Annotated in this window: 10 protein-coding genes and 1 pseudogene; all 11 read left to right on the top strand. The window is 35.8% G+C overall.

The window, feature by feature from the left end; translation table 11 throughout:
* Nucleotides 1–21: 21 nt before the first annotated feature.
* Nucleotides 22–1080, top strand: a pseudogene (locus tag HMPREF0877_RS01735) (acyltransferase).
* 34 nt (nt 1081–1114) lie between these two features.
* The gene (locus HMPREF0877_RS01730) at nt 1115–2575 is read left to right on the top strand and encodes a flippase (protein ID WP_002827429.1); all 1461 of its coding nucleotides are present in this window, start codon (nt 1115–1117) and stop codon (nt 2573–2575) included.
* Between the two features lie 50 nt (nt 2576–2625).
* Entirely contained in the window at nt 2626–3555 is a 930-nt protein-coding gene (locus tag HMPREF0877_RS01725; RefSeq protein ID WP_002827428.1) for a glycosyltransferase family 2 protein, read from the top strand.
* A gap of 95 nt (nt 3556–3650) precedes the next feature.
* Entirely contained in the window at nt 3651–4553 is a 903-nt protein-coding gene (locus HMPREF0877_RS01720; protein ID WP_002827427.1) for a glycosyltransferase family 2 protein, read from the top strand.
* Nucleotides 4554–4664: 111 nt separating this feature from the next.
* A complete protein-coding gene (locus HMPREF0877_RS01715; RefSeq protein WP_002827426.1) occupies nt 4665–6335 on the top strand; it encodes a YfhO family protein in 1671 nt (556 codons plus the stop codon).
* A gap of 187 nt (nt 6336–6522) precedes the next feature.
* Entirely contained in the window at nt 6523–7215 is a 693-nt protein-coding gene (locus HMPREF0877_RS01710; protein WP_002827424.1) for an SGNH/GDSL hydrolase family protein, read from the top strand.
* A gap of 38 nt (nt 7216–7253) precedes the next feature.
* Entirely contained in the window at nt 7254–7472 is a 219-nt protein-coding gene (locus HMPREF0877_RS01705) for a hypothetical protein (protein WP_002827422.1), read from the top strand.
* An 81-nt stretch (nt 7473–7553) separates the two neighbouring features.
* A complete protein-coding gene (locus HMPREF0877_RS09780; protein ID WP_002827421.1) occupies nt 7554–8621 on the top strand; it encodes a CAP domain-containing protein in 1068 nt (355 codons plus the stop codon).
* A gap of 113 nt (nt 8622–8734) precedes the next feature.
* Nucleotides 8735–9760 (top strand): heat-inducible transcriptional repressor HrcA, encoded by a 1026-nt coding sequence (gene hrcA / locus HMPREF0877_RS01695; RefSeq protein WP_002827420.1) that lies wholly within the window; start codon nt 8735–8737, stop codon nt 9758–9760.
* Nucleotides 9761–9779: 19 nt separating this feature from the next.
* Nucleotides 9780–10346, top strand: coding sequence for a nucleotide exchange factor GrpE (gene grpE / locus HMPREF0877_RS01690; RefSeq protein WP_002827417.1), 567 nt, complete (start codon nt 9780–9782; stop codon nt 10344–10346).
* A gap of 55 nt (nt 10347–10401) precedes the next feature.
* Entirely contained in the window at nt 10402–12237 is a 1836-nt protein-coding gene (gene dnaK, locus HMPREF0877_RS01685; RefSeq protein ID WP_002827414.1) for a molecular chaperone DnaK, read from the top strand.
* The last annotated feature ends 4 nt before the right edge of the window (nt 12238–12241 follow it).

Raw genomic sequence — 12241 nt, 5'->3', positions numbered from 1 at the left:
AGATACAATAACAGGAGTGACATGAGTAATCCAGTTAACATAAGTGAACAACACTATTATTATTTGGATATTTTAAATATTGTGGCCACTTTTGCAGTAATATGGCTTCATACATCTGAATATGCCTTTCATTTTATGCCAAATGATCCCAATTGGTATTTAGGTGTATTTATTCAAGTAATTTTTATATGGGCAGTTCCAATATTTTTTATGATATCGGGAGCAAATTTGCTCAACTATCGCGAGCGATATGATACCAAAACTTTTTTGAAAAAAAGAGGGGCACGTGTGCTAGTGCCATTTCTGGTTTGGTCAATCATTTGGTATGCTTGGAATCATTTTATTTTGGGAATACCAGATTGGTCACTGTCAGGTTTGATTAATGGCATCGAACAAGATCATATTCAACCGGTCTTTTGGTTTTTTTATTATATAATTCCGGTATATATCGCAATGCCTTTTTTATCGATTTTAGCAACTAAAGAAAATAAGAAAGTCGTTGAATATATTATTTTGCTGTATATAATTGGAACTGGCATAATAAACTATGGGTATAGTTTATTGCATCGACCATTTAGTCAGCTTATATCAAATATTCCTTTAGCGTTGAGCATGGGAATGGGTATATTTTTTGTAGGTTGGTATCTACATAACTTTAAGCAAACAGAGCGGCAGAGACATTGGGTATACGGGTTGTCGTTTTTGAGCGTGTGATTTATGTTTTTATTGACAGTATTTCTTTCTATTAGTCACGGTGAAACTGCGCGTGAAGTTTATAATATATTTTCAATCGGTGGATTCATCTTGCCTTTGGGAATTTGGTTGTTTTTCCAACATCGATTCCCAAAAACTTGGCAACCAAATCCTAAAACAGGACAGTGGTTAAAACGTATTTCTGGCGCTTCACTTGGTGTGTATGTTGTCCATGAATTTATCATACAAATAGTTACTCATTTTCTACATATCAAACCAGATTCACTATTCCATTTGTTGGGGTTACCATTGATTGTCTGGCTTATTTGTCTCATTATCATACTTATACTAAAAAGAGTACCAGTCTTAAATAAAATTATTCCGTAATCAAAATTAATGATTACAAGCAGAGGATGGAACCATGCAAGTCGTCAAAAATTATTTATACAATGTGTTTTATCAGCTATTAGTTGTTTTAGCGCCTTTGATTACCATGACCTATTTGTCACATGTATTGGGTGCAGAAGGTATGGGTGTTCAAGCTTGGACTAATTCAATTGTTAGTTATTTTCTTTTGTTTGCGACTTTAGGAATTACACTCTATGGTCAACGAGAGATCGCTTATGTCCGTGATGACATTGACTTGCGTAACAAACGTTTTTGGGAAATTCAGCTCTTACACACGTTTGTCAGTGTAATTGCAATTATCTCCTATGTTATTTTTGTGTTTTTTATGCGCCAAGTTTCAGGCGAATTTAGTCAAAACACGCATCAACTTTATTTGCAAACCTGGGTAATTGTCTCAGGATTGTTAGACATCTCATGGTATTTTATGGGACTTGAGGATTTTAAGAAAACAGTTATTCGTAATTCCTTAGTAAAGATTGCGATGGTTATTCTAATATTCTTGGTTGTTAAATCACCAGCAGATGTTAATAACTATATTTTGCTGTTAGCTTTGACGCAGGTGGTTGGTAACATCACCATGTGGTTTTATATTCCAGGGCAGGTTAAACTGCCTAAGTTGCGAACATTGCAGTTCAAGCGACATGTTCTGCCAACGTTAGGTTTGTTTATGCCTACCATTGCAACACAGATTTATTTACAATTGAATAAAACAATGTTGCCACTATTCCAAACAAACTCAATCGGGTTATCTGCATTTTATGAAAATGCGGATAAAATCATTAAAGTGTCTTTGGCACTGGTTACTGCTTTGGGAACAGTTATGCTACCGCGTGTGGCAAATTACTTTGTAAAGGGTAATATTTTAGCGGTGAACAAAGCCATTTATAAATCAATGGATTTTGTGACCGCTCTATCAGTACCATTAATGTTTGGTATGATGGCACTGGGACCCAAAATGTCAATTTGGTATATGGGACTTCCTTTCTTACCTGCTGGATGGACAATCTCAATTTTGTCACCAATTATTGTGTTAATTGCGTGGAGCAATGTCCTAGGAACACAGTATTTAATGCCAATCAGTCGAACGAAGGATTATACGATGTCCGTAACGATTGGAGCAATCATAAATATTGTACTTAACTTTATTACTATTCCACTTTGGAGTCTCTATGGTGCAGCGGTTGCAACGGTACTTTCAGAAGGTGCAGTGACGCTTTATCAGTTAATTGTTGTCCGTCATGATTTATCAATAGGTAAACTATTTTCTGGTACATGGAAATATATGGTTGCTGGTGTAATCATGTTTGCTGTTATTGTTCCAATGACAATGAAGCTACAAGCAAATCCTAGTGGTACAGTACTATGTATTGTTGTTGGTGCAGTTATTTATTTTGCAATTATTTTCTTATTACGCGCTAAACTTGTAATGGAAAGTGTCGGTTTTGTAAAAAAATTTTTAAAAGATAGGAAATAATTGGAATTTTGCTATAATAGAATGCAGTAAGATTTCAAAAAGGGGAAGAAATGGCTAAATTATCTTTGATTGTACCGGTCTTTAATGAGCAAGACACTGTAAATTTATTTTATGATGCAATAGAAGAGGAACATAAAAATTTTGCCGATTATGAATTAGAATATTGGTTCATTGATGACGGATCTTCGGATAATACAATGGACGCTGTGGAAAAGTTGATTGAGAAGGATAGTCATGTCCACACAGTATCGTTTTCTCGTAATTTTGGTAAAGAGTCAGCATTATATGCAGGACTTGAACATGCAACGGGTGAATATGTTGCAGTAATGGATGTTGATCTTCAAGATCCACCATCAATGTTGCCTGAAATGTTGGCTGGTGTGTCATCTGGTGAATGGGATGCGGTGGGCGCTCGTCGTACCAGCCGTGAAGGTGAGCCAGTCATTCGTTCATGGTTCTCAAATTTGTTTTATAAATTAATTAATTCAATGTCTGATACGCATATTGTTGAAGGAGCCCGTGACTTCCGAGTAATGAGCCGACAAATGGTTGATGCTATTTTGAGTATGCAAGAATACAATCGTTTTTCAAAAGGTATTTTTTCTTGGGTTGGATTTAAGCAAAAATATTTAGATTATAAAAATCAAGATCGTGTTGCTGGTAAGACGTCATGGTCTTTCTGGGGTCTATTTAGGTATTCAATTGAAGGATTTATTGACTTTTCACGAGCACCACTGTTATTAGTTTCTGTTCTTGGTGGTATTGCGTTTGTCTTGGCGTTGATTGGTGCATTGGTTGTATTTATTCGTGCAATTTTGTATCCAGATACTTCGGTCTTTGGTTGGCCATCTATGGTAGTTATTATTCTAGCATTGGGTGGTGTTCAACTTTTGAGTATTGGTATTGTTGGTCGATATATTTCAAATATTTATTTAGAAGTAAAAAAGCGACCAATCTATGTTGCTAAAAAAGTGAAATAATCTAAGCATATTTTTAGGTCGCAAATGTATAAGTGTATATGAGCATGCTATATGTTCATTTATAAAAATAGTTAATAGTTGGGAGACTATCTAATATGACTGTGAGTGCGGTTGTGGTAACGTATAATCGGCTACCAATGTTAAAAGAGGTCATTGAAGCCTTACAAAATTCTGAGACGAAGGTAGATAATATCATCGTTGTTGATAATAATAGTAAAGAAGATACCCAAGAGTATCTAACAAGTTTGGGCGACGCCATTCGGTATGTCCGCTTAAAAGACAATATTGGTGGGTCTGGCGGCTTTAATAAAGGCGTTCGCTACTTCATGGAAGAAACGACTGATGACTACGTCTGGTTAATGGATGATGACACAGTACCAACACCAACGGCCTTAACTGAGTTGGTAAATGCTGCAAAAAAGATTAATAATCAATTTGGCTTCTTGGCATCTGATGTTCGTTGGACAGACAATTCACGAGCACAAATGAATCTGCCATCTCCAAAGAGTAGATTCCATAAAATTTCATTACATGCGACTGAATTAGAACCACTGCGAAATGCAACTTTTGTGTCAGTTATGTTTAGTCGAGAGATTGTCGCAAATATTGGTTTGCCAATTACCGAATTCTTTATTTGGGGCGATGACATTGAGTATACTGAACGTTCTGCGCGAGTATTACCAGGATATATGGTTCCAACATCTCGAGTTATTCATAAGATGGCAAACAATATTGCATCCAATGTTTCTTTGGACACAATTAATCGTGTACCGCGTTATTTCTATGCCTTTAGAAATCAAATGTACTTTAGCCGACAAAGAGGTTTGCTATTGTATTTGAGAACACATCTAAAGGTTCTATATGAAATTTTTAGAGTATTCTTAAATCACAAACCTAATATGCGCTTGCGTTTGAAAATGATTGTTAAAGGAACTGTAACTGGGTGGTTCTTCCGTCCAAAGGTTGAATTTGCTAAAAACAAAAAAGTTAGTCACTGATAGTTGTTCATTAGTGTCTATAATGGAGGTTGTTAATGTTTACGTTAGCAACCTTTTTATTTTGAGTATTTAAATCTAGCTAATTACATTCAAAAAGGAATAATAGAACCCATGATTTCAAAAATAAAATCAATAATTAATCGATATCCCAATTTGTTTAGTTTATTATTATTTGTTTTGTTGAGCTTTTTGCTTGTTTTACCATATTTACATGGACCTGCCTATCAACATATGCCAGGTTGGGATGGTCGGTTTCATATTTCACGAGTTGCTGAAAGTTATTTAAACCTAAAAGCAGGGCATATTACCCAAATAAATCCAAGTATTATGACAAAAACATTTGGATCGTTTGGGTACCCGCAAAATATATTTTATCCGATATTCGTTATGTTACCCGAGGCCTTTTTGCAATTAATTATTGGTAATGCCTATGGTGCTTATTTAGTTTTTGTTGGATTAATATTCTTTCTAACATTTGCATCAATGTATGTATGCACTCTAAACTTATCAAGTAATCATTACACTGCTTTACTTAGCAGTATTTTGTATGGACTAGGTCATTTTACGCTCACAATTAACTTGTTTTATCGTAGTTTTGGTGGCTCATTTGCTTTTATTTTTATTCCCATTGCTTTTTATGGTATTTATCAAATTGCAATTGCAGATTATCGAAAGTGGTGGATATTATCACTTGGTGTTACGGGACTGATTTTTAGCGATTTACCGGATGCAAGCGTCTCGCTTCTTTTACTGTTGTTAAGTTTCTTAGTGACCTTTACAGAATCTGAATCAATTCAAACCAAAGCAAAACGCTTTTTACGGTTAGTCTACGCAGGTATATTAACAATTGGTCTGACAGCTTTTTTTCTATTCCCGTTAATTCAAAATCTATTATTTGTAAAAAATATAGCAGTAACGAAGCTGATGCTATCAAAGACAGCATATCCATTAATTAATCTATTTATTACAGATAAATTAGCATCATATAGTTTAGGAATTTCAGGGTTAATTCTAGTTGTATGCATTGCTATCTATTGGCAAAAATTTAAGGTACCATATAAGTATTTTTCGGTCATGCTAATTATTTCTATATTAATGGCATCAACCGTTTTTCCATGGACACCATTTGATAAGTATTTAAGTTTTATCCAATTTGTGGGTCGCTTCTTATATTTTGCTAATTTTCTTGCTGCTTTATTAGGAGCAAGTGCCATTACAGAATTAGTTCATGGCATGCAAAATAAAAAAATAGTTATTAGTTTATTTTGTGTGATTGGAATTCTTGCTGGTACGAGCTTGAATTTTAATATCAAACACAGTCAGGTCAATAATTCAGTTTACGAGACTAATTGGCGTGATTTTCAAAAAAGTACTTTAAACAATAATGTCTATGATTATTTGCCAAGTAAATCTGTTGGTTTAAAAGATAAGTTGTTGAAGCATGATATTAATGTGATGAACCCTAAAAAGCAAATCAAACAATTAAAATGGTCAACAGGATATAATGTTATTCATTATCAAATTAAAGCACAATACGCGTATGAAAAATTAATTTTGCCAAACATCTATTATCCAGGATTTGCAACTTACGTGAATGGCACAAAGGTTGATGGTGGTTATACAAAACAAAATTTGATAACGACACCTATAAAAAAGGGGATTAATCAAATTGATGTACGCTATATCAAAACACCTGTTCAACTGTTCTCGATTTGGTTAAGTGTGCTTTCATGGATTGGATTATTGATTTTTAATTTGTTATCCCTGAAGAGGAAAAAATAAGTACTTGGCTAAATTGGTAGTTGTCATATATGCCAAATCTAAATTTTTACTATATTTAAAGCGTCTCATACTTGTTAGATCTTAATGCCAAACAAGTATGGGACGTTTTTTTACGTTCAATAATATTTTTAAAAATATCAAGTATCGCTATTATCATAGAAATGATAAATATAGTGAGGTAATTTAGATGTTAGGAATAAAGTTGATTTTAGCGCTTGGAATGTGTTTACTAACAGTTTGCACTGGTTGTCACAGCGTGTTAGCACGAGAGCGACTTCTTTGTGGGGATGAAATAGTAAAGCAAAATGATTTAAGTAGATTGTGTGGGCAAAAAGGATGCTTGAATTTGTCACAAATGCTTTACTTTAGAAACAAAAAAATTTGGATCGTGGGTGACTCATTAATGGTGGGTTGGGATGGTACAAAATTACTAAAAAACAATTGCCCAAAATTAATATCACAAGCATTACGGCCAAAGGTAATAAATAATCGATATTCATTTTCTGGTGCACAAATTAGCGGTAATCGAAATCAGGGTACGGTCGATTTGACCAATAATGTCTCACAAATTATTTTGAATTCGCAATTTAAATCTGTAGATATTTTGTTATTGTCATTAGGTATAAACGATTTAAATTATAGTGATAACAATATTGGTTACATCCAACAGCGACTACAAGCGAATATTATCCGACTAAAGTCAAATAATTCTAATGCAGTAATCATAGGTATTTTGCCTTTTGAATCATACTTAAAAACGAAAAATAGGCAATATAAGCTGCAAGAGATACGAGCGGCATTGACAGAAGTTTATCAGAGCTTTGGCATACCAGTTTTAAGTTGGCAACAGGCAGGATTTTTATTGGCTATTCTTCACTGAATGACGGTGTTCATCCGAAATACATGATTTATAGAAGAATGAGTACAACGATTATAAATTTTATGATTCAAAATAAAACTACTCAGCCAATTGTTTTAAAAAAGCAGCGGCTTTTTGTATCAAATGGTTGGCAAACGAATGAACAAGGTTATCGACAGTATGCTAAAAACAATATTTTACTGACAGATTGGCAAAAGATTGGTCATACGAATTATTATTTTGATCCAATTAATAAATCAGTGGTGTTTGAAAAATAATTTAAAAAATCGTGGACAAATAATGGCAAATAACGTCCTTGTATATAGCTCAATTAATGACAGTTAATACAGGAGAAGAAGATGATCCAAATAAAGAAATGGTTACCAATAACAATTATTACTGTTGCCATAAGTGTTACGTATCAAGAAATTTCGATGACTCAAATTTGTGCAGATAATAAGAACGGCTATATTAATCAGCGTTTCTATAAGGACAATGTATTGGCAAATGGCTATTTAAATGATGGCCAGCAGTGGTTCTTGTTTAAGGATGGCAGCAAGCAAATTGAAATCCAAAAATGGCAAGGAAATTATTATTATTTTGATCCCAAAACAGGGTTAAGGTCGGACGATGTGTTTAGGAATCAATGGGGTAATACTTATTATTTTGATAAGAATGGTATTGCTGTCTCTGGGTTTCAATTAATTTCCGGTAAAAAATATTATTTTGGCGATGATGGTACGCATTTTTTGCGCAAAAATACTTGGCTCAATATAAACGGCAAGCAATATTATGCTGATATAAATGGTGTTATTGTGAGTGGCGTTCAAAAAATTGATAGCAACTATTATTTTTTTAATATTGATACAAATGATTTGCGAAAAAAACGAGATTATATTTTGTCACAATGGGATAAGTGGTATTTGATTAATGAACTAGGAATCGTTCAAAGCGGGTTACAATACTGGGCAGGCAATAATTACTATTTTGATCCAGTGACCTTCTTAAAAGTTGAAAATCAAACAAGGAACATTAATAATGTTGACTGGTATTTTGATAATCAAGGTATCGGACATAAAAAAATTGATCAACGAATTGAGGAAGATATTACTTTTGCTGAATTAAATAAGATACGAAAAATGTATGGACGTCACCCACTGGTATGGGATAATCAACTCGCACAATTGGCACAAAATAGGGCAAGCCTCACAAATAAGACTGGTATTCCTGCAAATCACTGGCGTACACCAAACGAGGTGATAGGTATTGGGTGGCAGAAAGGAAATAATGTTATCATGGCTTGGTTTAATGAAACAAATATGTTGCCAAAAGGAACTCGAGGACATCATGATTGGTTGTTAAATAACAGTGTTACTAAGGTTGGTTTTGGCTATTCTGGTAATGTCATTGTTGGCAAGTCCAATTAAAATTAGCACTTAATAATAAAGAGTGCTAAAAGGTGTTGACAAGTTAACTTCAGGCGTGTACTATAATAACTGTTAGCACGAAGTGGTTGAGAGTGCTAAGGAAGGTGGCGCGTATGTTAACGGACAGACAGCGGCTAATATTAGCCACAATAATTCGCGATTACGCAAAAACCGGCAAAGCTGTTGGATCTAAAACGCTATTAGGTGAATTAGATTTGACAGTCAGTTCAGCAACTGTGCGAAATGAGATGGCACTACTAGAGGAATTGGGCTTGCTACAAAAAGAGCACACTTCATCGGGTCGCGTGCCTTCACAACGGGGCTATCGCTATTATGTTGATGAATTAATGCATCAACATCATTTATCAAAAGTTGTTCAACAATCATTAGAACGTGTGTTTAATCGTAACTTTCAGGAGATTGACGATTTGATGCAAACGATGGTAGATGAATTAGCGAGTCTGACAGGCTATACGGTTGTTGCTCTAAAACCTGAATCAGCTGATATTCGGCTTTCGGGTTTCCGCCTAGTACCAATAAATGGTCAGCAAATAATGGCCATTATTGTAACTAATGATGGACAAGTTACCAGTCAAAGTTTTAGATTGCCAGAAGGAACGTCTGTTCGATATCTTGATGATATGGTTGATTATATTAATAGAACATTAGTTAACCAACCAATTATTGAAGTATTAAGGACACTAACAGGTGATTTGCCTTGGCAAATGGAACGAACTATCCGTACACCGGTTGCGTTTTTACAACTGTTTGGTGACGTATTAGCTCGATCGATTCATGATAACGTATTTATTGGCGGTTATTTAAATGTTCTTGACTTTACTGTTGATTCAAGCTTGCAAGATGTCAAGCAACTATATCAGTTGCTTGACTCAGCACAAGATATGAGACGTGTTGTTGGAACTGCTAATGATGGAGTAATTGTACAAATCGGTGATGAAAATGGTAATGATTTATTGTCACCATATAGTCTAGTATCAGCCACATATCGTGTAGCACAGTATGGCGTTGGCGCAATTGCTATTTTGGGTCCAACATCTATGCGTTATGCTGACATGGTGAGTTTGGTTGATGCGTTCCGCAGTGCTTTATCGCAACAGTTACTGGAGTATTATCGATAGTTAGAAAAGAGGTGTTAACATGTCAGAAGAGAAGCAAACCCCTGAAGAAGAAATTGAGGTTGTCAGTGAAGAAGCGGATGTTGACACTGAAGCTAAATCTAGTGAGGCAGAAAAGCCTGAGCAAGAAACAGAAGCAGATCAAATTTCTGACCTAAAGGACAAAGTTGCCGAAGCTGAGGACAAATATTTACGTGCAGAAGCTGAGATGCAAAACATGCAATCTCGATATGCTAAAGAACAAGTTCAAGCTGTTAAATTTGCAAACCAAAAATTAGCAGCTTCAATTCTACCAGCAGTAGATAACTTGGAACGTGCGCTACAAGTAGATGCTGAAGATGGTGCAGCAAAGCAAATTAAGACTGGTGTTGAAATGGTTTATAAAACACTGATTTCAGCACTTGAAGAACATGATGTTAAGGCAGTTGGTGAAACTGGCGAAACATTTGACCCGAACTTCCACCAAGCAATTCAATCAGTACCTGCGGATGATGATCATCCTGCAGATACGATTGCAACGGTTCTTCAAAAGGGTTATGTCTTAGCTGATCGAGTAATTCGACCAGCGATGGTAGCTGTTTATAACTAAACAACTAATCATTAAATAATATATAAAAAATCTGATCAATAAGAGGTAAATTATTATGTCAAAGATCATTGGAATTGATTTAGGAACTACAAATTCTGCTGTTGCTGTTATGGAAGGTGGATCTCCAAAGATTATCACTAACCCAAACGGTGGTCGTACGACACCATCAGCTGTTTCATTTAAGAATGGTGAAACACAAGTTGGTGATACAGCAAAGCGTCAAGCAATTACAAATCCAGATACAATTTTGTCAATCAAGTCACACATGGGTGAAGCTGGTTACAAGGTAACTGTTGATGGCAAAGATTATACACCGCAAGAAATTTCAGCAATGATTCTACAATATATCAAGAAGTATGCTGAAGATTACTTAGGTGAGACAGTTGACAAGGCTGTTATCACTGTTCCCGCTTACTTTAATGATGCGCAACGTCAAGCAACTAAGGATGCTGGTAAAATTGCTGGTTTGCAAGTAGAACGTATTGTTAACGAACCAACGGCTTCATCATTGGCATATGGTCTAGATAAGCTTGATCAAGATCAAAAGATTTTGGTTTATGACTTGGGTGGTGGAACATTTGATGTTTCTGTTCTTGAGTTAGGTGATGGTGTGTTTGAGGTACTATCAACTAATGGTGATACACACCTTGGTGGTGACGACTTTGACCAAAAGATCATCGATTGGTTAGCTGATGGCTTCAAGAAGGAACACGGCATTGACCTAAAGAATGATAAATTAGCATTACAACGTTTGAAGGATGCTGCTGAAACTGCAAAGAAGACTTTGTCATCAGCCACTGAAGCTCAAATTGATTTGCCATTTATCACAGCTACTAATGAAGGTCCATTGCACTTGCAAACAACATTGTCACGTGCGCAATTTAACCAATTGACAGCAGACCTAGTAAAGCGTGCCGAAGGTCCTGTTCGTAGTGCTTTGAAGGATGCTGGTCTTTCAATGGGTGATATTGATAAGGTTATTTTGAACGGTGGTTCAACTCGTATTCCAGCTGTTCAAGAATCTGTTAAGGAATTGACAGGTAAGGAACCAGATCACTCAATTAACCCTGACGAAGCGGTTGCACTTGGTGCAGCTGTTCAAGGTGGTGTGATTACTGGTGATGTTAAGGACGTTGTTTTGCTTGATGTTACACCATTATCACTTGGTATTGAAACAATGGGTGGTGTCTTCACAAAGTTGATTGATCGTAATACAACGATTCCAACATCAAAGTCACAGACCTTCTCAACAGCAGCCGATAACCAACCAGCTGTTGATATCCATGTCTTGCAAGGTGAGCGTTCAATGGCAGCTGACAACAAGACACTGGGACGTTTCCAATTAGCTGATATTCCTGCTGCACCTCGTGGTGTACCACAAATCGAAGTTAAGTTTGATATTGATCGTAATGGTATTGTGTCTGTTTCTGCTAAGGACTTAGGTACAAACAAAGAGCAAAAGATTACAATTCAAAGCTCAGGATCATTGTCAGATGAAGAAATTGAGCGTATGATGAATGACGCAAAGGCAAATGAGGAAGCTGATAAGAAGCGTAAGGACGAAGCGGACTTGCGTAACGAAGTTGACCAATTGATCTTCCAATCAGAAAAGACGTTGGAAGAAGTTGGTGACAAGCTACCAGCTGACGAAAAGAAGCCAGTAGAAGACGGTGTTGCTGATTTGAAGGCAGCTAAAGAAGCTGATAACTTAGAAGATATGAAGGCAAAGAAGGAAGCTTTGGAAAAGGTTTCTCAAGAATTGGCCGTTAAGTTGTATCAACAAGCACAACCAGAAGAAGGCAAGGACGGAGCTGCTCAAGACGGTAAGTCAGGCGATGACAATACTGTTGATGGTGACTTTGAAGATGTCTCAGATGACGACAAAAAGTAAACTA

Source organism: Weissella paramesenteroides ATCC 33313, assembly GCF_000160575.1.
In the GTDB taxonomy this organism is placed as follows: Bacteria; Bacillota; Bacilli; order Lactobacillales; family Lactobacillaceae; genus Weissella; species Weissella paramesenteroides.
This window is presented reverse-complemented; position numbering and strand designations above follow the sequence as displayed.

Bases quoted from the DNA above. Each gene is read 5' to 3' on its own strand.
- HMPREF0877_RS01725 (WP_002827428.1), top strand. From the start codon at position 2,626: ATGGCTAAATTATCTTTGATTGTACCGGTCTTTAATGAGCAAGACACT.
- HMPREF0877_RS01705 (WP_002827422.1), top strand. From the start codon at position 7,254: ATGAGTACAACGATTATAAATTTTATGATTCAAAATAAAACTACTCAG.
- HMPREF0877_RS09780 (WP_002827421.1), top strand. From the start codon at position 7,554: ATGATCCAAATAAAGAAATGGTTACCAATAACAATTATTACTGTTGCC.
- hrcA (WP_002827420.1), top strand. From the start codon at position 8,735: ATGTTAACGGACAGACAGCGGCTAATATTAGCCACAATAATTCGCGAT.
- grpE (WP_002827417.1), top strand. From the start codon at position 9,780: ATGTCAGAAGAGAAGCAAACCCCTGAAGAAGAAATTGAGGTTGTCAGT.
- HMPREF0877_RS01730 (WP_002827429.1), top strand. From the start codon at position 1,115: ATGCAAGTCGTCAAAAATTATTTATACAATGTGTTTTATCAGCTATTA.
- HMPREF0877_RS01715 (WP_002827426.1), top strand. From the start codon at position 4,665: ATGATTTCAAAAATAAAATCAATAATTAATCGATATCCCAATTTGTTT.
- HMPREF0877_RS01720 (WP_002827427.1), top strand. From the start codon at position 3,651: ATGACTGTGAGTGCGGTTGTGGTAACGTATAATCGGCTACCAATGTTA.
- HMPREF0877_RS01710 (WP_002827424.1), top strand. From the start codon at position 6,523: ATGTTAGGAATAAAGTTGATTTTAGCGCTTGGAATGTGTTTACTAACA.
- dnaK (WP_002827414.1), top strand. From the start codon at position 10,402: ATGTCAAAGATCATTGGAATTGATTTAGGAACTACAAATTCTGCTGTT.